18 protein-coding genes and 3 pseudogenes are annotated in these 23,997 nt (G+C 64.3%); 10 read left to right on the forward strand and 11 right to left on the reverse strand.

Going from position 1 to position 23,997, the window contains the following annotated elements:
• Positions 1-62 precede the first annotated feature (62 nt).
• The 4 genes from EVC45_RS27700 to EVC45_RS27715 form a co-directional block, all read right to left on the reverse strand.
• Entirely contained in the window at positions 63-1,781 is a 1,719-nt protein-coding gene (locus EVC45_RS27700; protein ID WP_129961430.1) for a cobalt chelatase, read from the reverse strand.
• A 5-nt stretch (positions 1,782-1,786) separates the two neighbouring features.
• Entirely contained in the window at positions 1,787-2,794 is a 1,008-nt protein-coding gene (locus tag EVC45_RS27705) for an AAA family ATPase (protein WP_373683072.1), read from the reverse strand.
• Positions 2,795-2,835: 41 nt separating this feature from the next.
• Positions 2,836-4,305: an amino acid permease gene (locus EVC45_RS27710; protein ID WP_129961390.1), complete on the reverse strand. Its 1,470-nt coding sequence runs from the start codon at positions 4,303-4,305 to the stop codon at positions 2,836-2,838.
• A 231-nt stretch (positions 4,306-4,536) separates the two neighbouring features.
• Complete coding sequence (locus EVC45_RS27715) at positions 4,537-5,949, reverse strand: FAD-binding oxidoreductase (protein ID WP_129961391.1); 1,413 nt, start codon at positions 5,947-5,949, stop codon at positions 4,537-4,539.
• A 310-nt stretch (positions 5,950-6,259) separates the two neighbouring features.
• Here EVC45_RS27715 and EVC45_RS27720 point away from each other — a divergent pair, with 310 nt between their 5' ends.
• The 3 genes from EVC45_RS27720 to EVC45_RS27730 all read left to right on the forward strand — a co-directional run bounded on the left by EVC45_RS27720 (position 6,260) and on the right by EVC45_RS27730 (position 10,412).
• Entirely contained in the window at positions 6,260-7,123 is an 864-nt protein-coding gene (locus tag EVC45_RS27720; RefSeq protein ID WP_129961392.1) for an IclR family transcriptional regulator, read from the forward strand.
• Positions 7,124-7,322: 199 nt separating this feature from the next.
• Positions 7,323-8,960, forward strand: a complete 1,638-nt coding sequence (locus EVC45_RS27725) for a GMC family oxidoreductase (protein WP_129961432.1) — start codon at positions 7,323-7,325, stop codon at positions 8,958-8,960.
• A 132-nt stretch (positions 8,961-9,092) separates the two neighbouring features.
• A complete protein-coding gene (locus EVC45_RS27730; protein ID WP_211193487.1) occupies positions 9,093-10,412 on the forward strand; it encodes an MFS transporter in 1,320 nt (439 codons plus the stop codon).
• Positions 10,413-10,440: 28 nt separating this feature from the next.
• Here EVC45_RS27730 and EVC45_RS27735 read toward each other — a convergent pair whose 3' ends face one another.
• A complete protein-coding gene (locus tag EVC45_RS27735; protein ID WP_248295280.1) occupies positions 10,441-10,758 on the reverse strand; it encodes a GTP-binding protein in 318 nt (105 codons plus the stop codon).
• A gap of 221 nt (positions 10,759-10,979) precedes the next feature.
• Between EVC45_RS27735 and EVC45_RS27740 the strand changes: the two genes are divergently transcribed.
• A complete protein-coding gene (locus EVC45_RS27740; protein ID WP_248295281.1) occupies positions 10,980-11,894 on the forward strand; it encodes an NAD(P)-dependent oxidoreductase in 915 nt (304 codons plus the stop codon).
• A 76-nt stretch (positions 11,895-11,970) separates the two neighbouring features.
• Here the strand turns inward: EVC45_RS27740 and EVC45_RS27745 are convergent, their stop codons facing one another.
• From EVC45_RS27745 to EVC45_RS27755, 3 genes are read right to left on the reverse strand one after another with little or no spacing between them, the layout of a single operon-like run.
• Positions 11,971-13,353: an MFS transporter gene (locus tag EVC45_RS27745; RefSeq protein WP_129961394.1), complete on the reverse strand. Its 1,383-nt coding sequence runs from the start codon at positions 13,351-13,353 to the stop codon at positions 11,971-11,973.
• A gap of 58 nt (positions 13,354-13,411) precedes the next feature.
• A complete protein-coding gene (locus EVC45_RS27750; RefSeq protein ID WP_129961395.1) occupies positions 13,412-15,070 on the reverse strand; it encodes an AMP-binding protein in 1,659 nt (552 codons plus the stop codon).
• Complete coding sequence (locus tag EVC45_RS27755) at positions 15,067-16,518, reverse strand: aldehyde dehydrogenase family protein (protein WP_129961396.1); 1,452 nt, start codon at positions 16,516-16,518, stop codon at positions 15,067-15,069. The genes EVC45_RS27750 and EVC45_RS27755 overlap by 4 nt, the downstream gene beginning before the upstream one ends.
• A 193-nt stretch (positions 16,519-16,711) precedes the next feature.
• Between EVC45_RS27755 and EVC45_RS27760 the strand changes: the two genes are divergently transcribed.
• The 3 genes and pseudogenes from EVC45_RS27760 to EVC45_RS27770 all read left to right on the forward strand — a co-directional run.
• Positions 16,712-17,494 carry an IclR family transcriptional regulator gene (locus EVC45_RS27760; RefSeq protein ID WP_129961397.1) on the forward strand — a complete coding sequence of 261 codons (783 nt, stop codon included), beginning with the start codon at positions 16,712-16,714 and terminating at the stop codon, positions 17,492-17,494.
• A 330-nt stretch (positions 17,495-17,824) separates the two neighbouring features.
• Positions 17,825-18,160 carry a GNAT family N-acetyltransferase gene (locus EVC45_RS27765; RefSeq protein WP_129961398.1) on the forward strand — a complete coding sequence of 112 codons (336 nt, stop codon included), beginning with the start codon at positions 17,825-17,827 and terminating at the stop codon, positions 18,158-18,160.
• Between the two features lie 107 nt (positions 18,161-18,267).
• Positions 18,268-19,053: pseudogene (locus EVC45_RS27770) on the forward strand (IS110 family transposase); the annotation flags it as partial.
• A 224-nt stretch (positions 19,054-19,277) separates the two neighbouring features.
• On the opposite strand, the gene EVC45_RS27775 reads toward EVC45_RS27770, so the two are convergent.
• Positions 19,278-19,565: a DUF4148 domain-containing protein gene (locus EVC45_RS27775; RefSeq protein WP_129961434.1), complete on the reverse strand. Its 288-nt coding sequence runs from the start codon at positions 19,563-19,565 to the stop codon at positions 19,278-19,280.
• An 86-nt stretch (positions 19,566-19,651) separates the two neighbouring features.
• Entirely contained in the window at positions 19,652-20,140 is a 489-nt protein-coding gene (locus EVC45_RS27780) for a MarR family winged helix-turn-helix transcriptional regulator (RefSeq protein ID WP_129961399.1), read from the reverse strand.
• A gap of 258 nt (positions 20,141-20,398) precedes the next feature.
• On the opposite strand from EVC45_RS27780, the gene EVC45_RS27785 reads away from it, so the two are divergent.
• A complete protein-coding gene (locus EVC45_RS27785; RefSeq protein WP_129961400.1) occupies positions 20,399-21,742 on the forward strand; it encodes an MFS transporter in 1,344 nt (447 codons plus the stop codon).
• A gap of 411 nt (positions 21,743-22,153) precedes the next feature.
• On the opposite strand, the pseudogene EVC45_RS27790 reads toward EVC45_RS27785, so the two are convergent.
• Positions 22,154-22,573, reverse strand: a pseudogene (locus EVC45_RS27790) (Tn3 family transposase); the annotation flags it as partial.
• A 324-nt stretch (positions 22,574-22,897) separates the two neighbouring features.
• Between EVC45_RS27790 and EVC45_RS27795 the strand changes: the two are divergent.
• Positions 22,898-23,200 (forward strand): annotated as a pseudogene (locus tag EVC45_RS27795) (Tn3 family transposase); the annotation flags it as partial.
• 608 nt (positions 23,201-23,808) lie between these two features.
• Complete coding sequence (locus EVC45_RS45775) at positions 23,809-23,964, forward strand: hypothetical protein (protein ID WP_168991548.1); 156 nt, start codon at positions 23,809-23,811, stop codon at positions 23,962-23,964.
• The last annotated feature ends 33 nt before the right edge of the window (positions 23,965-23,997 follow it).

A 23,997-nucleotide genomic window follows, 5' to 3' on the forward strand; every position in this document is an offset into this window, starting at 1 on the left:
GGGGGCACGTTGGAGCGCCCGGCGCGGCAATGGATAGCGGCGCGCGGGCGGCGTCGATTGCGCTAACGGAGCGCCCCGATCCACCGCGCGAGATCGATCAGCCGCGCCATATCGAGCGCCTCACCGGAGTCGATGGCGACGCAATGCCGGTAGTACGGACCGAGATCCAACCCGACACCTAAGCCGATCACATCGACGTCACGCATCGCCTCGTGCCTCGCCAGCACCTCTTTCAGGTGGTTGTCGAGATAGAAGGCGTCGTTCGTCTGCGCCGTCGCAGTATCCATCGGGCTGCCGTCCGAGATCACAACGAGAATGCGCCGTGCCTCGGTGCGTCCCGCGAGCCGCGCGCATGCCCACTCCACGGCCTCTCCGTCCACGCCCTCGCGGAACAGGTCCCCCTTGAGCAGCGCGGCGATGGCCGGGCGAGCGCGTCGCCAGCTTTCGTCCGCCGACTTGAACACCATGTGGCAGGTCTCGTTCAGGCGCCCCGGATGCTGCGGCCGCCCGCCCGCGAGCCAGTCCGCGCGCGCACGGCCGCCGTTCCAGGCGAGCGTCGTGAAGCCGAGCACCTCGGTCGCGATGCCCGCCTGCTCGCAGGCGCGCGCGAGCAGATCGACCGTCATCGCGACGGGCTCGATATGTGCCTTCATCGACCCCGAGCAATCGATCAGGAAGCCCACCACGCAATCGCTGCGCGGCTCGAGTCGCTCGCGCCTGAACACGCGCCGCTCGGCGGGCGAACTGACGACTTGCGCGAGGCGTCTGCCGTCGATGCGGCCATCCTCCTCGCCAAAGAGCCAGCCGTCACGCTGCGACACCGCAATCGCCGTCTGCAGCGCGCGCGCCAGCCGGGCGACGTTGATGCCGCACGCGGCGATGCGCGCGTCGAGCCGCTCCCGATACTCGCGCAGCAGCGCTTCACGCACGCGCGCGGCGGGCCGGATCTCGCGGTCGTACAGCGTCGTGTATGCGCGATAGCCATCCGACGCTTCGGCCAGCACGCGGCTCACGCCGCTCGGCGCGAGTGCGGGCAGCTCGACACTCGTTTCGTCGAAATCGACCCAGAGCGAGAACGAGGTCAATGCGTCGTCGGGTGCGCGTGCTTCCTCGGCGTCATCCCCTGCACGTGCCGCGCGCGCGTCGTCGAGCATCGTCGCGACGCGGCGCGCCAGCTCGCGGGCGTGCGCCGCATAGGCACGCTGATCCGCCCGACTCGCCCGTAGCCCGGCAAGCTGCACGCCGATCTGCGGCACGATGCCGGCGCGTGTCGCTTCGATCAGATCCTCGGTCTCGTCGAGCACGGGCCAGCCGCTCACGCGCGACCATACGATCTGCGCCACCGTATAGAGCAGGATGCCGAGATGGCCTTCGCACAAGCCCGCCCGGCAGTAGGCGCGCGACCACGTTTCGAACCGGTACCGCAGGTTGTGCGCGAGGCCCGGCATGCCGGGCGGCAATTGCGCCTCGCAGCGCAGCTGCTCGAACAGCTCGAACAGCAGACGCTCGATCGGGGCGTCGGGACACAGCAGCCGGTGCAACGCCGCGTCGGAATGGAGAAGCCGCTGCGCGGCGGCGTCCGCGGCGCCACGCAGCGAGGCGAACTCGTCTTCATAGACGTTGCTGCGCAGATGCGGCGCACGCAGCGGCAAGGGCCGCGACTCGCGGCAAAGCCGGCCGCCGCGATAATGCAGCGCGGCGTCGCCGGTGAGTGCGCGCACGGCGGCCGCGCATAGCGCCTCGCGGCGCAGCGCGGTGCGCACGGCCTCGGGCGTAGGCATCGAAGTCACGCGCGCGGCTCCGGTTGCTCGCCTCCCGCTCCGCCGCTCGCGCTGGACGCTACGTCCAGCTCGACGCCAAAGCAGCGCTGGTAATACTCGGCCACGATCGGCCGCTCCGCCTCGTCGCACTTGTTCAGGAACGTGAGCCGGAACGCCAGCGCGGGATCGCGGAAAATCTGGCAGTTCTCGGCCCAGTCGATGACGGTACGCGGCGACATCAGCGTGGAAAGATCGCCGGTCGCGAACCCTTTGCGCGTCATGGCCGCCATGCTGATCATCGAATCGACGAGTTGCCGGCCCGCGTCGTCGGTCATCTCCGGCACGCGGGCGAGCACGATGCCGGCCTCCTCCTCGCGCGGCAGGTAGTTGAGCGTGGCGACCACGTTCCAGCGGTCCATTTGCGCGTGGTTCAGCATTTGCGTGCCGTGATACAGGCCGTTGAGATTGCCGAGGCCGATCGTATTGGTGGTCGCGAAGAGGCGGAAGTGGGTGTGCGGGCGGATCACGCGATTCTGGTCGAGCAGCGTGAAGCTGCCGTCGCGCTCCAGAATGCGCTGGATCACGAACATCACGTCGGGGCGGCCCGCATCGTACTCGTCGAAGATCAGCGCGACCGGACGCTGCAGCGCCCACGGCACGATACCCTCCTGGAACTCCGTGACCTGGCGGCCGTCGCGCACCACGATGGCGTCCTTGCCGACCAGATCGAGCCGGCTGATATGGCCGTCGAGATTCACGCGCACGCAGGGCCAGTTCAGGCGCGCGGCGACCTGTTCGATATGCGTGGACTTGCCTGTGCCGTGCAGGCCCTGCACCATCACCCGACGGTTGCGCGTGAAGCCGGCGAGTATCGCGAGCGTGACTTCGGGGTTGAACCGATAAGCCTCATCCACGTCCGGCACGTGGGCGTCGCGCTCGCCGAAGGCCGGCACCATCAGGTTCGAATCGAAGCCGAAGCGCTCGCGCACCGACACCAGGCGGTCGGGTCCCTCCATGGCGCGTTCTGTGGTCATCGCGTTCTCCTTGTCGCTTTCATGACTGCATGCAGGCGGTTTCATTCGCCGAAGCGACCCGCACCCGTCTCCGCAACAGCGGGCGGCCAGGTCGCGAAGGACGGCGCGTACTCGCGGGCACGCTCACGGATGCGCGCGCGTCGCTGCAGCCATGCGTAGGTGGCCAGCAGCACCACAAGGCTCACAACGCCGAGCCAGAGCGGTTTGCGCTGCTCGGGGATGAACGCCATCGCCACGAGAATACCCACCATGCCGGTGATCGCAACCCATGTGAGGTAGGGGAAACACCACATCTTCACGCGCAGCTCGCCAATTGCCTCCGGATCGAGGCGTTTGCGCAGGCGCAGCTGCGACAAGGCGATCAGCAGATAGACAAAGATCGCAACCGTGCCATACGAATTGACGAGGAACGCGAACACGGTATCGGGCGATACGTACGACATCACGACCGACACATAGCCGAACACGGTGCCAATCAGGATCGCGCGCACCGGCACGCCGCGGCGGTTGACCTTCGCGAGCGCCGCCGGTGCGTCGCCGTGGCGAGTCAACGCGAACAGCATGCGCGACGCCGCATAAAGGCCCGAGTTGAGCGCCGAAAGAACGGCGGTCAGCACGATCGCGTTCATGATGTTCGCGGCAGCAGGCAAGCCCATCGCCTGGAGCGCGCTCACATACGGCGTCGACATGGCCGGCGAATTCCACGGCACGAGCGCGACCACGAGCAGCACGGAACCCACGTAGAAGACGAGCACGCGCGTGATGACGGAGTTCGTGGCCTTCGCGACGGCCTTGGCGGGCTCGCGCGCCTCGGCCGCCGCGATCGTGACGATTTCCGCGCCGAAGTAAAAGCCCGTTGCCGCGACCGCGCCGCTCAACACCGGTCCGATCCCCTTCGGCAAGAGGCCGCCATGGCCGAGCAGCGTCGGCAACACGGCGGTCGTGTGCAGCGACGACGGCCACAATCCAAGTACATAGAGGCCCCCGAGAAAGAGGAAAACGACGATCGCCGCCACCTTGATCGAGGAGAACCAGAACTCGAATTCGCCGTAGCTGCCCACCGAAATCAGGTTCGTCGCGCTCAGGAGCACGAGCAACACGAGGCTGATCATCCACGCGGGCGCGTCGGGTAGCCAGAACTGGACGAGCTTGGCGCCCGCCACTGCCTCGACGGCGACCACGATCACCCAGAAATACCAGTACATCCAGCCGGTCAGGAAGCCAGCCAGCTTGCCCGGTCCGCGCCAGGTGGCGAACGCGAGCCGGGAGTACTCGTAGAACGAACCGACCGCGGGCATGGCACACGCCATTTCGCCGAGCATGCGCATCACCAGCACGACGAGACCGCCCGTGATGAGAAACGAGAGCACGGCGGCGGGCCCTGTCTGCTGTATTACGACGCCGCTGCCGACAAAGAGACCGGCTCCGATCACGCCGCCTAGCGCGATCATGGTCATGTGGCGCTGCTTGAGCCCACATTTCAGTTCATGGTTGTCCATCGGGGGTTGCATGTCACCTCCACAGAGTCAATTCCGGGTTTGCATGGTTGTTCGGCGTGGCCGTCGCGCGCCCTGCGTGATTGGGTCGCGCACGCGACTCGTCCGGAGCGTTGTCGTCGGCTGTCAGGTCCGGGGGCTGTTCGCTTCGTGTTCCGAACGGATTTTCGGCGGCCAGGCGGCGCACGGCCATGACGCCAGCGGCGGCCGTGTCAAAGGGTTCGTGCGCCGAGGCGTGCTCGGTCCTTAGGGCTTCTCGTCGCGCCTGAAGTACTGCACATACAGCATGCGCTGACCGATGCGCCTGAACGGCGCGAACGGGTGGCCGGGCAGTGGCGTGGTGAAAATCGGCAGCGTCTGTTGCGCGCCCTTGCCCGCGATGCGCTCGGCAAGCCGCCGCCCGGCCTGCTGCGAATAGGACACGCCGTTGCCGCCATAGCCGAGTGCGTAGTACACCGATTGCCGCGGATCGGGCTGGCACACGCGCGGCATCATGTCGTGGCTCACGTCCACCCAGCCCCACCACGAGTAATCGATCTGCACGCCGCGCAAGGCCGGGAACTTGCGCGCCATGCCTTCCTTGAGCAGATCGAGATGGCGCGGATTGGGCGCGTCCTCGCCGGTTATCGCGCTGCGGCTGCCGATCTGAAGCCGGCCGTCGGGCAGGAAGCGATAGTAAAAGCGCAGCGTGCGCGTGTCCGTGAGCACCTGAGTCGTGCGAAACCCGCAGGCGGCGATTTCGGCTTCGGTGAGTGGGCGCGTGACCATCGAGTTCGAGAGGATCGGCATGACCTTGCTGCGCAGCGTCGGATGCAGCGTCTGCGCCGTGTATGCGCCGGTCGCGATGCCAACCGCGCGTGCCCGCACGACGCCGCCCGGCGTGCGCAGGTGGTGCACGCCGTTGATGGTTTCCCATCCCATCACCGGGCTGCTCGTGTGGACCTTGGCGCCGGCGGCCCGCGCGAGGCGCAGATAACCGAACGCGAGCTTCAGCGCGTGTATGCCGATCCCTTCGGGTTCGTGCAGCGCACCGGCCGCCTCGTGGTCGTCGATGAATTCGCGGCGAAACGTCTGCGCACTCAACAGCTCCGACGGGTAGCCGAATACGTCCTTCCAGACCTTCGCCTCGGCGGCGAGCTTCGCCATGATGCGCGGGCGGTGTGCGATCAGGAAGTGTCCGCCCGGCTGGGGATCGCAATCGATTTCGGCAACGAGTTCCTTGAAGTGATCAAAGCCCTGCTGGATCTCGTCGTGCATTTTGAGGGCGACGTCTTTACCCCAGCGCTCGATCCATTGCGAGCGCGAGAGGCGTCCCGAGGCGTTCTGCCCCTGCCCGCCGTTGCGGCTGCTGCAGCCCCAGCTCGTGCGGTTTGCCTCCAGCACCACCGCCTTGATGCCATGCTCGCGCGCGAGGCAGAGCGCCGTGGCGAGCCCCGTGTAGCCCGCGCCGATGATCGCGACATCCACGTCCAGATCTCTCGTGACCGGGCCGTCGTCGGGTGGCGGACTGCCGGCGGTCGCGACCCAGTAGGTCGGCGCGTAGTCCTTGCCGACCCCTGGGCCCGGCGAGACGAGCGGATCGTACCTGGGGTCGTACTTCGTGGCGCCGGAATCGCTTGCGGCAAAACCGGCGGTGGAATCGACTGTGCTATATCCCATGATCAATGCTCCACAGGCTTCGTGAAGACCCTTGCACGCGCCGCTGCGAGAGCGGTTCCTGCCGACTGCCTGTTCGTCATGCCTGTCTCCTGTCGTCATTCTCTGGCGCTCTGTTAGAAAAAATTCTAGGCAGACCAGAATTGCGCAGGTAGAGCCAGTGGCCCGCTATCGCCTGGTACAGCGCGAGGAAGATTTGCGTGACGCATCGGGGTAATCCGCTACGTAACCCCGTGAACTTTGCGCTCATACTGAAACGCGCCCGGAAAGTCGAACAATTCGTTTCAATTCCACGCCTACGAGGAGCAGACCAATGCGCGACACAGCGCGAGAGACGACGCAAAATCCAATACCAAACACGACGCCAGACAGCGCCCCCGCGCTGCGCGAAGAATCGTCGTCGGACGACGCTCGCGTATTGCGCGCGCTCGTGGTGCTGGAGCACCTGGCGTCCGCGGGCCATCCGTACACGCTTTCGCAGTTGTCCGCCCGCCTTCATATTCCCAAGGCGACGCTGCTGCGGCTCATCGATTCGCTGGAAGCACGCGGCTACGTGATCCACATGCCCGACTCGCGCGGGCACGACCGCAGCATCGCGCTGGGCCCGCGCGCGGCGCAGCTCGCGCTTGCCACGCTCGCGAACAACACCTTCACCCGCTCCTGCCGGGTGCTGCTGCGCACACTGGTGGAGTCGCTTGGCGAAACCTGCAATCTCACCGCGCTCGACGGCGATCGCGTGCTCTACATCGAGCGCGTCGAGACGACGGAGCCGTTGCGTATGGAGATGCGTCCGGGCATGCACGTTCCGCTGCACTGCACCGCGAGCGGCAAGCTCTTTCTGTCGCAGATGACCGTGCTCGAGCGTAACGCGCTGCTCGAACGCCTCGTGCTGACCAGGATGACGCACCGCACCCTGACCGCTCCGAAGGCGCTCGCGGCCGAACTCGAACAACTCGCGGTGCGCGGCATCGGCGTCGACAACGAAGAGTTCGTGCGCGGCATGGTCGCGATTGCGGTCCCAGTGCGCGACCCCTCCAGCAAACGCGTGCTGGCCGCGCTCGCCGTGCATGCCCCAACCGCGCGCGCGACCCTGGAGGAACTGCTGGAGTCGGTGGGCCGCATGAAGCAAACGGCGAGTAGACTCGCGCCGCTGCTGCAGGGACTCTCGCTGTCCTGAACGGGCGTCCGGCTCGCTGCCATTGCGGCGGCAAAACGTGCGCGCTTCGCCGTGGACTTCTGATTCCGTTTCGGCAGTTTCCGTTTCACTTTCGGCCTGCGCGCACGATCGCCGCTTGCGGTCCGCCCCCCCTTCCCCGACATTGATCCGAAAAACGCGGCACGTCATGCCGCTCGTGGAATGCGAGGAGACGGGATCCATGGATCATGAGGTCGACTACCTGATCGTCGGAGCCGGATCGGCCGGTTGCGTGCTTGCCCACCGGCTGAGTGCCGACGCGTGCAACGCCGTGCTGCTGCTAGAAGCGGGTGGCGAGGACAATAATCCGTGGATCCACGTCCCGGTCGGTTACTTCAAGACCATGCACAACCCCGCGCTCGACTGGTGCTATCGCACCGAGCCGGACGCGGGTGTGGCCGGGCGCCAGATCGACTGGCCGCGCGGCAAGGTGCTCGGTGGATCGAGCTCGCTCAACGGCCTGCTCTATGTGCGCGGACAGCGTGAGGATTACGATCGCTGGGCGGCGCTCGGCAATCGCGGCTGGAGCTATGCGGATGTTCTCCCTTACTTCAGGAAGTCCGAAGATCAGGAGCGCGGCGCGAACGCCTGGCACGGCGTAGGCGGCCCGCTGAAGGTCTCGGACCTGCGCTTGCGCCGGCCCATTGCCGACCATTTCATCGCCGCCGCACAGGATATTGGCATCCCGCCCAATGACGACTACAACGGCGCGGTCCAGGAGGGAGTCGGCTACTTCCAGCAGACCGCGTACAAGGGCTTTCGCTGGAGCACCGCAAAGGGTTTTCTGAAGCCCGCACGCAAACGCAGCAATCTGATCGTGGAAATCCGGGCGCAGGCGAGCCGGATACTGTTCGAAGGGTGCCGGGCCGTGGGCGTGGAGTATTGGCAGGGCGGCGTGCGCAAGCGCGCGCGTGCGCGCGTCGAGGTCATTCTGGCTTCGGGCGCGATCGGTTCGCCGCAGATCCTTCAGCACTCCGGAGTCGGCCCTGCGCACGTGTTGCGCCACGCAGGCGTTCCCGTACTGCACGACTTGCCAGGCGTGGGTCAGAACCTGCAGGACCATCTTCAGGTGCGGCTCGTCTACCGCACCCGCGAACGCACGCTGAACGACGAGGTCAACCATCCGTTGCGCAAGGCCTGGATCGGCTTGCAATACGCGCTCTGGCGCACCGGGCCACTCACGCTGGCGGCGAGCCAGGTGGCGGTCTTCACGCGATCGAGCCCCGCGGCCGAGCGCCCGGACATCCAGTTCCACATGCAGCCGCTCAGTGCCGACAAGCCCGGCCAGGGCGCCCATCCCTTCTCGGCGTTCACGGCGTCTGTCTGTCAGTTGAGGCCCCATAGCCGCGGCAGCGTCGAAATCCGCTCCGCCGACCCGCTCCAGTACCCTGCCATTCGCGCCAACTACCTGTCCGATCCGCGCGACCATGCCGTCGTGATCGGCGGCATCCGCGTGGCGCGCCGCATCGCCGCCGCGCCGTCGCTCGCACCGCACATCGTGTCCGAGTTTGTGCCGGGCGAGCGCTATCAGAGCGATGCCGAGTTGCTGGATGCGGCGCGCAAGTTCAGCCAGTCCATCTATCACCCGGCGGGCACCTGCAAGATGGGCCGCGACGCAACCTCGGTCGTGGACGACCGCCTGCGTGTGCATGGCCTCGCCGCGCTGCGCGTGGTCGATGCGTCGATCATGCCGGAACTCGTCTCGGGCAACACGAACGCCCCCGTGATCATGATCGCGGAGAAGGCCGCCGACATGATTCTCGAAGACCACCCGGCTCTTACCTCGCCACAAGAAAAGTACGTCGAGACACACCTGTGACGTCAGCAGGCTCCGGGGGCCATGCAGCACATGCAGGATGAACGCGACACGCAGTAAACAAAGGACGCCTTACGAAAATATCAGCAATTCAAGGAACCGCACCGCACAGGTGCGCCCTCAAAGGAGACAGCCATGAACGCATTGCCCCGCACCGACGCCCGGCAGATGAGGCGCGTGGTCGTCGCGAGCCTGATCGGCGCGACGATCGAGTGGTACGACTTCTTCCTCTACGGCGTTGTCGCCGGCATCGTCTTCAACAAGCTTTACTTCCCGAGCGGCGACCCCCTCATTTCGACGATGCTCGCCTATGGCACCTTCGCCGTGGGCTTCCTGAGCCGCCCCCTCGGCGGCATCGTCTTCGGTCACTTCGGCGACCGGCTCGGCCGCAAAAGCATGCTGATCATGACGCTTTCGATCATGGGCGTCGCCACAGTGCTGATCGGCGCGGTGCCGACCTATGCGCAAATCGGCTTGTGGGCGCCCGCGCTGCTGCTCGTTCTGCGCGTGGCGCAAGGCTTGGGCCTTGGCGGCGAATGGGGCGGCGCCGTGCTGATGTCGTTCGAATACGCGCCCGAAGGCAAGCGCGGCCTCTATGCGAGCATTCCGCAGATTGGCCTCGCGATCGGGCTATGCCTTGCGTCCGGCGTGGTCGCCCTGCTCTCCTCCGTACTCAGCAATGCGCAGTTTCTCGGCTGGGGCTGGCGCGTTGCGTTCTTCCTTTCCTTTGCGCTCGTCGCGATCGGCATGTATATCCGCCTGCGCGTGCTGGAAACACCCGAGTTCGAACGCGTGAAGCAACAAGGTGCCGAGGTCCGCGTGCCGATCGCCGAGGTGCTCTTCCGCTATCCTGGCAACGTACTCGCCGGGATGGGGGCGCGCTTCATCGACGGCGTGTTCTTCAACGTCTTTGCCGTCTTCGCGATCGCCTACCTCACGCAGACGCTCAAGCTCTCTCGCACCGACGCGCTGCTCGCCGTCATGGCCGCCGCCTTCACGATGATTTTCACGATTCCGTTTTTCGGGCGCCTTTCGGATCGCATCGGCAGAACGCGCATCTACTTCTGGGGCTCGCTCTTTACCGGCCTGTCGTCTTTCTTCGGCTTCTGGCTCATGAAGCACAGCGGCGGCTCGCCGGTGTTCGTGTGGATCGCCGTGATCATTCCGCTCGGCGTGATTTACGCTTCCGTCTATGGGCCCGAGGCGGCGCTCTTCGCAGAACTGTTCGACGCTAACGTGCGCTACTCCGGGATCTCGTTCGTCTATCAGTTCTCCGGCATCTTCGCGAGCGGCATCAGCCCCATCATCGCGACCTGGCTTTTGCAGCGCAATGGCGGCGATCCTTGGCTCATCTGCCTCTATACGATGTTCGCGGGTATCGTTAGCGCGCTGTCGGCCGCGTGGGTGGGACGCCGGCATCACGCGCGGCATCTTGCCATCAGCGGAGTGCGGTGAGAGATTCGCCGCGCTTCGTGCGCGGCATTCAATGCGACACTTCTACACGGCGGCACGCGAGCAGTCCGCCGCGCAGCACCGCTTCGGTCTGCGCATCGATGAATCCGATGAAGACGATGACGCTCTGAGTCCCGTGCGCCGCATGTTCGCCCTGCATAGGCGGCGTCATGCGCAGCCGGCGCGCCGCGACCTGACACGCGCGCGTGCTGACGCCGCCCGCTGCATCCACCACGCGCGCGAAGCCCTTCGCGCGCAGGATCGTGCCCGGCAGCGTCTCGAGCCATGCGCGCAGGCGCGCTTCTTCCAGCACGTCGGGCGCGGCGAGCGCCAGGCTCGCGAACGACAAGCGGGCGCACCAGCTCCGGCGCGTCTGCCACCACGAGCACTGCCCCGAGACTTCCGGTTGCCCTCCGGCGAGAGGTCGTCGACGAGATCGGCCGCTGTCGTCACGCCCGCGAGCGGCGCGCCGCGGCAGGCTCTGCCGCGTGCAGACGGCGCTCAAGCGCTGCGCCGATAGCTGAGATAATGAAGTCACCCCAGCCTCAAACCCCACCCCAAGGAGCCAATGTGAGTCAATCCGCATCCCCGTCTGCCCCCAATCCGGTACGCCGAGTCGCGTTCCTGGGCCTCGGCGTTATGGGCCATCCGATGGCCGGTCATCTCGCCAAAGCCGGGCTCGAAGTGACGGTCTACAACCGCACCGCCGAAAGGGCCGCACAGTGGGTCGCCGAATACGGCGGACGCGCGGCCGCCACGCCGCGCGAAGCGGCCCAGGGCGCCGATCTGGTGCTCGCCTGCGTCGGCAATGACGACGACCTGCGCAGCATCACACTCGGCGCGGACGGCGCATTCGCCGGCATGGCGCGCGACGCCGTATTCGCCGACCATACGACCGCCTCCGCCAACGTGGCGCGGGAGCTTTCCGCGAGCGCCTCCGAACATGGCCTGCATTTCATCGACGCGCCCGTGTCGGGCGGCCAGGCGGGTGCCCAGAACGGCAAGCTCACAATTATGTGTGGCGGCGAAGCCGCGGCTTTCGAGCGCGCGAAGTCCACGCTCGCCCACTATGGGGCGGCCGTAACGCTGGTGGGCCCGGCGGGCGCCGGCCAGCTTGCCAAAATGGTCAACCAGATCTGCATTGCCGGCCTCGTGCAGGGGCTTTCCGAGGCAATCAACTTCGGCGAGCACGCCGGGCTCGACATGGCGCTGGTGCTTGAGGTGATCGGCAAGGGCGCCGCCGCGAGCTGGCAGATGGACAACCGCGGCCAGACGATGATGGCCAACAAGTTCGACTTTGGCTTCGCTGTGGACTGGATGCGCAAGGATCTCGGCTTCTGTCTCGACGAAGCGAAGCGCAATGGTGCTTCACTGCCGGTTACGGCGCTCGTCGACCAGTTCTACGGCGACGTACAGCGCCTGGGCGGCAGCCGCTTCGACACGTCGAGCCTCATCTGGCGCCTGCGCAAGCTCGGCGGCGCATAACGCGTAACTGGGCGGCGGTCCCCGGAAGCCGAAAGGGCCGCCGCATGCATTGCCTCACACCCGCGTCCAGCCGGGCTCAGCGCCACCAGCGCAGCGGCCGCCGCAACGTATGCCGCTCGAGCCGCACCGTCGGCATGCTGTCGAGGAACGCAAAGGCGCCAGCCTCCTGCGTGCCCATGCGCCGCTCGCGTTCCTCGTCGGCTTCGACCGTGCGCGCGGTATCGATGAAGAGCGCCGCGACGATCCCCAGCGCAAGCAGCCCCGCCGAAATCATGAACGGCACGTTGTAGCTGCCGGTGTGCTGGATCAGATATCCGAACACGACCGGCGACACCATCCCCGCAATACCGAAGCCCGTGTTCATCATGCCGCCCGCCGTGCCCGCGTACTTGCCGGCGATGTCGAGCGGCAGTGTCCATAGCACCGGATTCGTGATCTCGAGGAAAAAGAACGAAGCGGAGAGGAACAGGACCGCGACCATCGGATTGGCGACCGACACCATGGGCAGCAGGAAAGCGAGCGAGCCGCCCATGCCAGTCACGAGCACCGCACAGCGCGCGAAGCGCAGCCGGCCCGTCCATTTGTAGAGCCGGTCGGAGACCACGCCGCCGAGCGTGTCGCCCACCACGCCGGCGAGCAGCGGCAGTGCCGTGAAGAGCGCGAGCTGCTTCAGGTCGAAACCGCGCGACTCCTTCAGATAGGACGGCAGCCAGGTCAGATAAACCCACAGCAGCCAGCCGTAGCAGAAGTCGACGAAGGTGACGAGCCACATGCGCCGCACGAGCTTGCGCCACGGCGTGGCCGCGCGCTTCGCGCGGTCGCAGTCGCCCTTGCGATAGCCGATCTCGGCGGTCTCTTCTGGCGTGATGCGCCGGCTTTGCTCCGGCGAGTTCGTGAACACGAAGAAGTAGAGCACCGTCCACATGAGGCTCACGATGCCGAGCAGGATGAACGCGTCGCGCCAGCCGCCCGCAACCACCACCGCGAGCACGAGCGGCGGCGTGATCGCGCCGCCGAGGCGCGCGAAGCTGTGCGTGATTCCCTGCGCGAAGCCGCGTTCGCCCACCGGCATCCAGTACGTGAAAGCGCGCGTGGCCGTGGGAAACGCCCCACCTTCGCCGACGCCGAGCGCGAAGCGCAGCCCCACCAGCATCGCGACGCTGCCCGCAAAGCCCGTGGCGAACGTCGCCGCGCCCCAGATCAACGAGAGCACGGTGAGCACGAGCTTCGGCCCTAACTTGTCCGACAGCCAGCCGCCGATGATCTGCATGACGGCATACGGATAGGCAAAGGCGGAGAACACGAGTCCGAGCTGCACTGCGCTCAGGCCCATCTCATGGCGAATAAGCGGTCCCGCGACCGCGATGTTTACGCGATCGATGTACGAGATGAAATACATCAGGCACATGACCGCGAGAATGATATGGCGCGTCTTGACGCGCTGCGCGTGCTGTTTCATGTTGTCGTCTCCTGAGTCTCTCTTTTGTGTCGGCGGATCGGATCCGCACAGGCGCGTGTCAGTCCGAAGGTGTCACAAGCTTCAGACGCTGGACCTTGCCCGAGGGGCCGCGCGGCAGCTCGCTCACGAAGCGGAACTCTCGTGGCGTCTTGTAGCGGCCCAGTTCGCGCAGGCAGTGCTCGCGCAGATCGGCGGGGTCGGGCGCGCCCTGCGCTTCGCGCGGCACCACAAACGCGACGATCTCCTGCCCATAGGCTGGATCGGGCACGCCGACGGCCGCTGCATCGAGCACGCCCGGATGGCGCAGCAACGCCTCGTCGATCTCGCGAGGCGCAATGTTTTCGCCACCCTTGATGATCAGCTCCTTCGAGCGGCCGTTGATATAGAAGTAGCCTTCGTCGTCGCGGTAGCCGAGATCGCCGGTGCGCAGCCAGCCGTCGGCGGTGAACGCCTTCGCGGTGTCCTCGCGGCGCTTGTAATAGCCGCGCATCACCTGATCGCCGCGCAACACGATTTCGCCGCACTCGTTCGGTCCGCATTCGCGGCCGTCGCGATCGATCACGCGCGCCTCGCCGCCCGATGGCAGGCCGATGCTGCCAATCCGGCGCCGCGATTCCTCGTACGGATTGCTGAAGACTGGCGCGGCAGTCTCGGTCATCCCCATCGTCTCGATCACGCCAATGCCAAAGCGCGCCTCGAACGCGCGATGATGGTCGGCGGGCAGCGCGGCAGACGCGCTGCGGCAGAACTTGAGCGCGGACAGGTCTAGCCCTCGCGGTTCGTCGCCGGCGAGCAGAAAGGCGACGATCGTCGGCACCACGTTGATCCACGTGCAGCCGTAGCTGGCAGCGTCGCGCCAGAACGTGCGCCCGGAGAAACGCGGCGTCAGCACGACTGAGCCCGCGTGCCAAAGCGGAGCAAGCAAGGTCACGACGAGGCCGTTGATGTGATAAAGCGGCAGCGATGCCAGCACGCGGTCGTCGGCGGCAAGCCGGTGCTCGAGGCTGATGTTGCGCGCGTTCGCATGCAGGCTTTCGTGGCTGAGAAGCACACCCTTCGGCGCACCGGTCGTGCCCGAGGTATACATCAGGAGGGCGACGTCGGCAGACACGGGCGCGGCAGTGATTTCCGCTGGCGCAGGCTCGAGGCCAGAGAGAAACGACGCCGGCACGGCGCTCGCCACATCGGTGCCCGCCGTTCCGAGCGCGGGCAGCACCGGCAATGTGATGGCATCCGGCTCGGTACGCACGAGCGCAATGTCGCGCGACATGCCCTGCTCGCGCAGCGCGGCGAGTGCCGCTGCGAGCGCGACGCTGGTCTGCGCGCTCGCGAAGATCATCCGCGTATCCGAATGCTCGACGACATAGGCAAGCTGGGACGTCTGGCAAAGCAGGTTGAGCGGATGCGCGATCAGTCCGCTGTACATCGCGCCGAGCAGCAGCGTGGCAGTCTGGATGCCGTTGCCCATCAGGACCGAAACGACGTCGCCCGGTTTCAGGCCGGCGTCGCGAAAGCGGATGTCGAGCGCGCGACACCGCTCGAGCAGCGCGCCGAAGGTTAGCGTCGCGCCCGCTGTGGCGCTGTCGGTGCCTGCGCCGGCCTCTTCGTTGTCGCCGTCCTGCACACGCTCGTCCGGCACAGCCAGAAGGAACGGCTTGTCCGGATACTGCGCGGCGCGCGCTTCGATCAGCGCGCGGATCGTCGCAGGCGCGCTCATTGGCCGAACCTCCGGAAATAGTCTCCGAGCAAGGTGTCGAGCTCGGGAACGCGCTCCGCGATCGAATACGCTACACGCGTGATGTTCAGGTACTGGCGAAAGCCGAGATTGTCCGAAAAATTGTTGCGCCCCCAGGTGCCGCAGCCCATCGAGAGCGAGAATGGCAGGCCGTTGTCGAAATTGCCGCCCGTCGCGAAGCAATGCGCCTGGTTGACGATCACGCGCGCCACCGGCAGCGTCGAACCCAGCGTCTCAGCTTCGTGCAACTCGCCCGTGTGCAGGCCGACGGAGTGACCCGCCCCCATGTACGCGTAAAGACTGCGCACGATATCCGCCGCATCGCCGAAATCACGCGCGCGGTAGACCGTCAGCACCGGGGCGAGCTTTTCGCCCGAAAAAGGGTGGGTCGCCCCGAAGCCGCTCTCCTCTACCATCAGGAACGCGCTGTCATGCGCCGCCGCTTCGGCCACCTCGTCGAGTCCGGCGGTGCGCGCGATCTGCGCCGCAGACTTGGCGGTGCAAAGCGCGGAGAGCTTGCCGTCGGTCCACATGGCTTTCTGCAATTGCGCCTTTTGCTGGGCGTCGAGCAGCACGCCGCCACACGCGGCGAGCTCGCGCAACATCGCGTCGTAGACCGCCTGGTCGATCACGACGCTGTTCTCCGACGAGCAACTCGTCGCGTAGTCGAAGGTTTTCGACGCGGAGATCTTGTGCGCTGCATCGCGAAGGTTCGCGGTAGGCGTGACGATCGACGCCACATTGCCGGCCCCCACGCCGAACGCCGGGGTGCCGCTTGCGTAGGCCATGCGCACATTCGCCTGCGAACCGGTTGCGACCACGAGGTCGGCTTCGCCCATCAGCGCGGCGGTAGCGGCCTTGTCCACCGGTCCGGGCAGCATCTGCACGAGCGCCGGGTCCAGCCCTGCCTTCGCGAACTGCGCATGGATGAAGCCAACGAGCGCCGCGCACGTACCATAGCCCTTCGGCGACGGCGCGACGATCACCGCATTGCCGCATTTGAGCGCGTTGATGATCTTGTTGGCCGGGGTCGCGGCCGGATTGGTGGAGGGCGTAATCGCCGCAACTACCCCGACCGCGCGCGCAATCTCGACAATGCCGGCGGCCTCGTCTCGCGCGATCACGCCAGAGGTCTTTTTCCCTTGCAGGTCGCGCAGCAGTCCGAGCGTCTTGCGGTAGTTTTTGCGGAATTTGTCTTCTGCGTTCCCGAGCCCGGTGTCTCGCACCGCCAGCTCGGCAAGCTCACGGTTTCGGCCGGGCTCCATGATCGCCCAGGCGGCCGCCGCCGCAGCGGTATCCAGGGTTGCTTGTCCGGCGAACTCGAATGCTCTTTGCGCCGCACGCGAACGCGCAACGAGCGCGGCGATCTCCGGCGCGGGCGGGTCGGATCGACCCGCACCGGCGACGACTGCGGTGTCCCTCACATTCATCGGTGAACTCCGTTTGAACAATTGGCTGTACTGCCAATTTATTCATCGGCGCGCGAATGCGGGTCCCGATTCCCGCGCAATCGCAGACACACGGATGCAAAGGCGCGGAATCCGCGATTTTCGGGACTTTCACCAGTCCCGGAAATTGCACTGGGAGATGCACAATGGCGGGAAGACTCGCGTCAACCGCACAATGCACCCGACGCAGGAGACAAGTGTGTCGAACCAATCGAATGCGGCGGCAGTCCGCGCGTTCCGCGTGCTGGAAACACTAGCCCAGGCGGGCCGTCCTTTGGCGATGATGGATCTGGTGCAGGCGCTGGGTTTGCCCAAGCAGACCGTACACCGCATCCTGACCCAGCTCGCCGACGCGTGGCTCGTCACGCGAGGCGCCAACGACAAGCTGTACGAGTGTTCGGCACGCGTGAGAATGATGGCGGTAAACGTGCTGATGCATGCGGGGCCGGCTGCGGCGCGGCATCTGCTGCTTGAGCAGCTCGTCGAAAAGATTGGCGAAACCTGCAATCTCACCATGCTCGCCGGCAACGACGTGGTGTATGTCGACCGCGTAGAAACCGAATGGCCGTTACGCATGCACCTGCAGCCGGGCTCGCACGTGCCGCTGCACTGTTCAGCAAGCGGCAAGCTGCTGCTGAGCTTTCTACCCAAGGAGCGCCGCGATCGCGTGATCGAGACGCTGCCGTTGCGCGCCCATTCGGAGCAAACGATCACCGACCGCGAAGCGTTGCGCAAGGAGCTGGCGGTGACGCGTCGCCGCCAGCTCGCGATCAATAATCAGGAGCATTTACAGGGCTTGATCGCAATCGCCGTTCCCGTGATGTTGGACCGTAACCGTGCGTGCGCGGCAATCGCCGTCCAGGCACCGGTCGGGCGCGTCGCGCTCGACGACTTGCTCGCGTTCGTGCCCGACCTAAGGCATGCCGCAACCGAAACCGCGAAGACTTTCCGCGTGTAAAGGTCTGTGTAGCGCTCAAGCGCGCGCAATTTTGATTGAGGCAGTGGCGACTTCCGCACACGATCGCATAGCTTCATCGTTGGCTCGTGGGGAAGCCATGGCGGGCCATGAATTCGACTGCACGTTTGCTCCCATTTGCGGCACCGCCACCACGGAGTTTACGGGTGCAAGTTGATAGTGCATCATTTCGGGCTGCATTCTTTCGAGTCGCAAGACACGGCACCGACCTGGTACCGACGCTCGGCTTCCGCGGGCGTTGAACTGCGACGTCCGCCTGCGATCCGGCGTGAGTCGCTGCGAGGCAGCGCCGCTTGACATGAGCCTTTGGCGATGCATACGTATATCTTCAAGGACCGTTGCGGCCGTGTTATCCATGTCGAAACTGACGACGAAGGCGAAAACTCAGTCGCTTATCACCATGCCGAACCCGTAGGGCGGTTGTCCATCTCGCATGATGATTGTTCCGGCGCCTCGTCAGCCGTTCTGCTTGAGCTCTTTGTCGAGCCTTCATATCGACGCAGTGGAATCGCCCACACATTGGTGGCATATGCCTGTGAGGCAGCAGGAAGTCCAATCCGCGTGAGACCACAAATGGCAAGCCAAAGCGACGCGTTTAGTACGCTTTGTCGCTGCCTTGAATGCGAAGGTCTCTTGCTCCTGCACTGATCCATCATCCGCCACTATTTCAGCAGACGAATGTCGTAACGCAATGGACCGCCAACCGGCAAGAAACATTCACGGCAAGCAAGCCGGCAGTCCCCTATGCCGATGCACGCGCGAGAAGGTTTCAGCTGATCGAATTCTTCGCAATGTACGAGGTCTGCACCGTCGTCATGGAAGCGTGTGCTGGCTCTCATCACATGGCGCGCAAGCTGGCCAGTTTCGGCCACGAGGTGAAGCTGATTTCATCTCAGTTCGTACGGCCATTCGTGAAATCGAACAAGAACGACTTTGTCGACGCAGAAGCGATCTGCGAAGCCGCAGCGCGTCCAGCAATGCGTTTTCTGACGCCCAAGACCGAGTCGCAACAGACACTTTCAGTTCTGCACCGCGTGCGTGAATCGATGGTGCGGGACCGTACGAGAACGACCAACCAGATGGATGGCTTCCTGCTTGAGTCAGGCGTGAGGCTGCCGGTCGGCAAGACCGCCGTTGCGCGACTGCCGGAATTTCTCGATGCGCAAGCATTGCCGCCCCGGCTCATAGCGATTCTCGAACGCCTCCATGAACACCTCAAGTACCTTGAAAAGCAGATCGGTGAGATTGAACGGGAGCGGGCGCACCAACTCGCCGATGACGACGTTGGGCAACGGCTCATGAGCATTACTGGGATCGGTCGGATTACCGCGAGCGTGCTTGCCGCAGAAATGGGCAATGGCAGGCAGTACGGATGCAGTCGCGACTTCGCCGCGTCAGTTGGACTTGTTCCGCGCCAATACAGCACCGGCGGCAGGTCCAACCTCGTCGGGATCAGCCGTCGAGGTGACAAGCACGTCAGATGTCTTCTGGTCCTGTGCGCCCGAGCCTATCTGACCTTGATCCGCGGCCACCGCGCGCGTCAGCTGCTTCTTTGTCTTTTGCCTTTCTCGTTGCTTGTGCGCTCTATAACGCCTGACGTATTAGGTCTGTGTTGTTGGTTGTTGAAAAGGCAGCGACGAGCCGTCGCGTCAGGAGCAACGTGCGCAGTCTACAAACGAGAACACCCGACGTTCCCTGCTAACGAGGGCAAAGGAACCTCGGCCGCAGTTGCACCATTTTTGATTGTGGCGCCTTACGTCAGCTATCACTGACCGCCTGCCGTGCTGGAGCGCGATGTTCCGTCTGCGACACCACCATAGCCCGAAACGGTCCCCCGAGTCGTCGCATACTGTGCCGCAACTTTCGCCTGAGCAGCTTGAATGTTCTCGGGGTAATCAATCCAATCCTGCGGACCATTGCCAGCTTTTTCGAGCTGTACCAGTTCAGCGCGCACTTGCGCACGGCTTACTGGCGACTGGCTGGATTGCGCAAAGGACACAACTGGTGCTGCAGCAACGGCAGCGACAATGACCATTTTGCCAAGCGACTTCATCATCTGTGCCTTCGTGATTTTTGCTGATGGCGCGCGACAAGAAGGATCAAATAACGGTGGGCGACAGCGTCAAGAGCGGCCACCCGTCAGACGGCTTCCTGCTTTGCCTCGTCAGGGGCAGCGCCGAGCTCACGGTCAGTCCGGTTCACCAGAACCTTCAGCATTGCCATGAAATTCTCACGCTCGGACGCGGGCAATGGTTCGAGCATGCGCGCCTGCGCCCGCAACATGGCAGGCCTGACTTCGTCGAGTAGCGCTTCACCCTCGGCCGTTAGGGTCAGCAACCGCACGCGCCGGTCATCCGGCGAGGCGTTGCGCCGCATCACCCCCCTCTTCTCCAGTCGGTCGATAACCCCGCCGATGGTCGACGTATCGAAACCAATGGCACGTGAGAGCGAGCGCTGATCGAGTTCAGGGTGGTCATGTACGGTCTGCATTGCTGCGTATTGCACGGGAGTAATCCCGTAGGCCGACGTCTCATCCAGAAAGATCGCAACGGCCATCTGCTGGAGGCGGCGGATGCAATGGCCGGGTAGCTCGTCAAGGGGTAAGTCAACGGATCGATCAGCGGTCATGGAAGTATGCCGGACAGGGTAAACACAGATAGAGCATATCGCATTTTATCGGCACACTTTTCGTCAGTATGCTGATGATATGTTGACACATCAAATCCGGCGCTTGATTCATCTAATGAAATGACCGACACGTCCCGCTCAGGACGGAGAAGATGACGCGGTCGGGACCGAATGGGATTTGGGACGCATCGGTGCAACGGCTTCTTTCGCACAAGACAGCGTGACGCCACTCGATTAGCTAATGGACTGGAGAAGATAATGAAGATGGATATCAGGGAGACGATCAATCAGGGCGCAATGAGCCGCTTCCAGATTGCTGCGGTCACGATCTGTATCGTGCTCAACATGCTCGACGGATTTGACGTCCTGGCGATGGCGTTCACGGCATCTTCGATATCTGCCGACTGGCATCTGAACGGAAAGCAGCTCGGCTTGCTACTGAGCGCCGGCCTGTTCGGCATGGCAGGTGGCTCACTCTTTCTCGCGCCGTGGGCCGATCGCGTTGGACGGCGACCGGTCATCCTGCTTTGCCTCGGGATGATTTCGGGCGGGATGCTGTTGTCCGCCGGGGCACCCGGCATCGTTTCGCTTGCAGCGCTGCGCGCGATCACGGGTATTGGTATCGGCGGCATGCTCGCGAGCCTGAACGTGATCACCTCCGAATACTCGTCAAACCGGTGGCGCAGCGCCGCCATCAGTCTGCAGGTAACGGGCTATCCGATCGGGGCGACGATCGGGGGATCGATCGCCGGCGCATTGTTGATGCATTACGGCTGGCGCAGCGTCTTCGTGTTCGGGACGCTCGTTACTGCCGTGATGATTCCGTTCGTTCTCGTGCGGCTGCCAGAGTCGCTCGACTTTCTGATCGCAAAGCGCGGGACCGGCGCACTGACAAAGCTTAATGCGCTGCTCGCAAAATTGGGCCATGAAGCAGTCGCCGAGCTTCCACAGCCACTCACCCCAACAGATGGAGCCGCGACGCAGAGTAAATTTCGCAGCTTGTTCGTCGGTTCGCTTGCGCTGCAAACGCTGATGATCTGGGCGTCATTCTTCCTTGTGATGCTCTGCTTCTACTTTGTACTGAGCTGGACGCCGAAGCTGCTTGTCTCAGCCGGCCTGTCGGCTCAGCAAGGCATCACCGGCGGCGTGCTGCTGAATGTGGGCGGCGTAGTGGGTGGCGTGCTGTTCGGTTTTATCTCGTCGCGCATCCGCCTCAAGCCGCTGCTGTGGACCAGCCTTGCGCTAACGTCAGCCCTGATGCTGTGCTTTGGCATGTTTGCCTCGACGCTCACCGTCGCGTTCGTCATCGCCATGCTGATCGGCGCGGGGATCTTCGCATGCATGGCTGGCCTGTATGCGTTCGCCCCCCTTCTTTATCCGGCCGAAACCCGCGTGACCGGAATGGGCTGGTCGATTGGTATCGGTCGTGTGGGTGCGGTGCTGGCACCGCTGGCGGCGGGGGCCCTGGTTGATGCGGGCTGGACTACCGGGAGTCTGTACTGCGTCTTCTCCGTGCCCTTGCTGATCGCGATGTTCAGCGTGACGTTACTCGGGCGACAAATCCAGCTGGCCAAAAGCGCCTCGCAGCCGGCCATGTCTTAACCTTGGGTCTGTTGCAGTCCTGACACCGGGAGCGATGACGGCCCCCTCAAAGTTTCGTTGCACTGTGGCGGCCGGCCACCGCAGGCGCGCCACAGACCGCGTCCAGATACGTCGATGCGATCGTGACGTTCTGCGAACCGCTCGAAAGCTTCCCGTTTCGTGGCGTGCCGCGCAATGACGGCCTACCCTTGATTTCAATGCATTTGCGACGGCAGGTTGATCTTGGCTCGATGCGGGTTTGCGAGGCGGCCCCGTTAAAATACCTCACCCAATCAGACACTTCCTGTCTCCCTGCCTGGCCCCTTCCTTTTTTGATCGACTCGCCGAACTTTTTGCGCGCCGAAGTGCCGCTCGCCCTGCGCCCATCGGGCGGAACTTGAGTAGCGGCGCACCGATAGAGATCGCTGCGGTTCAAGCTAGCCGTCGCTGCTTCGCATTCAGGTCGGCGACGCTCGGCAGCAATTGATGCGCATAGCGTTCGATCGGGAAATCGAACGTTCCGCGCAGGTTGATACGTTCGAGATGCGTCGGCGCGATGCGCCGCAAGTCGCCCGCCTGAACGGCCTCTACACTCATCGCCTCTATCTGGTCGACCGCGCGCGGCATGTGGATCGTGTTCCACGCCATCCCCGCATTGGAGAGCAGCGCCAGTGCTGAGGACACCGCCGCGAGCGTGTCATGGTGCCTGGTCAGTTCCAGTGGAATCTTGCCGATATGGATTGCCCGCTACACCGTATGGACCGCCTCCCCACGATTGAGCACGTGCTGCAATTCGGCGCGGAAGGCCGCATTGGTGAAGTAGTCGATCAGGTAGATCGTGCGGAATAGCCGCCGCCAATAGCGCCTTGTACCGGTCATAGCTGTCGATCGTTTCTCGCCAAGCCCGCCCGAGCCGGATTACAACGCGGTCCGGTAACAGGTAGACCTTACGGGCATAAAGTTCGCGCAGCACGTCAAGTGCGCTAACGACGGGATGGACGGTTTGCGCTTCGAACGGCAGGCGGATCAGCCTGGCGAGCATCGCGCGGGCCTGCCCTCCTTTTTGCGAGCAGGCGCGCGTGAACCAGACTGCGCCGGCGCCGCGTACGTTGGTCAAGCGTTTGGTCGGCCAGCTCGCATACCCTCATGCTGAGTTCTTCGCGCGCCAACGCCGCGTCACGGCTGTTGGCACAACCTGACAATGACCATGCGAGCCTGCAGCAATGGTTGTGGGCCGTGCCCCTGCGGCAGTCTACGCATCAAATGGGGGAGGTGTGCACAAAGATCGATCCCCTCTATGCGATTGGCGTGCATGAAGGCTGGCCGACGCTTTGCAACGACGCCGCTGTGCGGCAATACGCGCGGCGCTGCGCGCGCCGGCCGCCTTCGATCAGTAAGCGCCTCGAGCAAGGACCGCGCTGGCTGGAAGCAGCCTGCTTCATGCGTTACGCGCTGTGCTTCGCAACCGATCAGCCGCTATCGACGACGCCTACCTTATGTCAGTCCACCCCAAGACTGGCAATCTGCTCTTCTCTGATGCGATCGACGAGCCGGAACGTGCCTGTCTGGTGGTGACCATAGGTGTCTGGGCAAGACGCCCACTGCAGCACAGGCGGCCTACCTGGAGGCGCACTACAAGCGCTTCCTCGAGAAGCAGGCAGAGCGCAGCTCCAAGCTGCGCAATGTAGCCCTGATCTAGCGGGCTCCAGCGGGGAGCCTGTTGAGGCGGCCACCTCGACATCGTCCGTGCCTGCGAGAATCGCCCACCTATGATGACGGCACGTTACGGCCTACAGAAAGCTTTCATGCACGAAACGCTCAAGCAATTAAGCATCCACTGGCGACAGGGTGTCGCACTGAGCGTGGGCAAAAACCATTTATAGTGCACTGCACAAGCCCGTGCGATCGGTAGGTGCGATCTGACGGTCGTGTTATAGTGCACTGCACAAGCCCCGTCCGATCGGCAGGTGCGATCTGACGACCGCGTCCGGCGTTGCCGGGTTGCGGACAGACATACCGCTGAAGGTGATTCGACACGCCTGTCAGCTTCGCCCAGTTTCTGTCTACACCATCAAAATGAGGTCCCTGTGAAATACCTTTCCCGCATCGCCGCGTCTGGAGCACTCCTGGTCGTCGCTCTCGGTATCGTCACCTTCGCCCAGATCAAGTTCGCGCCGCAATCCGCAGACAACAACCCGGTCGCACGGATCGTTCTGAACGTCGAGTCGCAACTGAACGACTGAGCGACTCCACCGCTGTATGTAGCCCGTGCCCCG

Source organism: Paraburkholderia sp. UYCP14C (assembly GCF_004197395.1).
GTDB lineage: Bacteria > Pseudomonadota > Gammaproteobacteria > Burkholderiales > Burkholderiaceae > Paraburkholderia.

What these genes read in the sequence shown, in the direction of transcription:
- EVC45_RS27700 (WP_129961430.1), bottom strand. Translation starts at nt 1,781, where the DNA reads ATGCCTACGCCCGAGGCCGTGCGCACCGCGCTGCGCCGCGAGGCGCTA.
- EVC45_RS27705 (WP_373683072.1), bottom strand. Translation starts at nt 2,794, where the DNA reads ATGACCACAGAACGCGCCATGGAGGGACCCGACCGCCTGGTGTCGGTG.
- EVC45_RS27710 (WP_129961390.1), bottom strand. Translation starts at nt 4,305, where the DNA reads ATGCAACCCCCGATGGACAACCATGAACTGAAATGTGGGCTCAAGCAG.
- EVC45_RS27715 (WP_129961391.1), bottom strand. Translation starts at nt 5,949, where the DNA reads ATGGGATATAGCACAGTCGATTCCACCGCCGGTTTTGCCGCAAGCGAT.
- EVC45_RS27720 (WP_129961392.1), top strand. Translation starts at nt 6,260, where the DNA reads ATGCGCGACACAGCGCGAGAGACGACGCAAAATCCAATACCAAACACG.
- EVC45_RS27725 (WP_129961432.1), top strand. Translation starts at nt 7,323, where the DNA reads ATGGATCATGAGGTCGACTACCTGATCGTCGGAGCCGGATCGGCCGGT.
- EVC45_RS27730 (WP_211193487.1), top strand. Translation starts at nt 9,093, where the DNA reads ATGAACGCATTGCCCCGCACCGACGCCCGGCAGATGAGGCGCGTGGTC.
- EVC45_RS27745 (WP_129961394.1), bottom strand. Translation starts at nt 13,353, where the DNA reads ATGAAACAGCACGCGCAGCGCGTCAAGACGCGCCATATCATTCTCGCG.
- EVC45_RS27750 (WP_129961395.1), bottom strand. Translation starts at nt 15,070, where the DNA reads ATGAGCGCGCCTGCGACGATCCGCGCGCTGATCGAAGCGCGCGCCGCG.
- EVC45_RS27755 (WP_129961396.1), bottom strand. Translation starts at nt 16,518, where the DNA reads ATGAATGTGAGGGACACCGCAGTCGTCGCCGGTGCGGGTCGATCCGAC.
- EVC45_RS27760 (WP_129961397.1), top strand. Translation starts at nt 16,712, where the DNA reads ATGCACCCGACGCAGGAGACAAGTGTGTCGAACCAATCGAATGCGGCG.
- EVC45_RS27765 (WP_129961398.1), top strand. Translation starts at nt 17,825, where the DNA reads ATGCATACGTATATCTTCAAGGACCGTTGCGGCCGTGTTATCCATGTC.
- EVC45_RS27775 (WP_129961434.1), bottom strand. Translation starts at nt 19,565, where the DNA reads ATGAAGTCGCTTGGCAAAATGGTCATTGTCGCTGCCGTTGCTGCAGCA.
- EVC45_RS27780 (WP_129961399.1), bottom strand. Translation starts at nt 20,140, where the DNA reads ATGACCGCTGATCGATCCGTTGACTTACCCCTTGACGAGCTACCCGGC.
- EVC45_RS27785 (WP_129961400.1), top strand. Translation starts at nt 20,399, where the DNA reads ATGAAGATGGATATCAGGGAGACGATCAATCAGGGCGCAATGAGCCGC.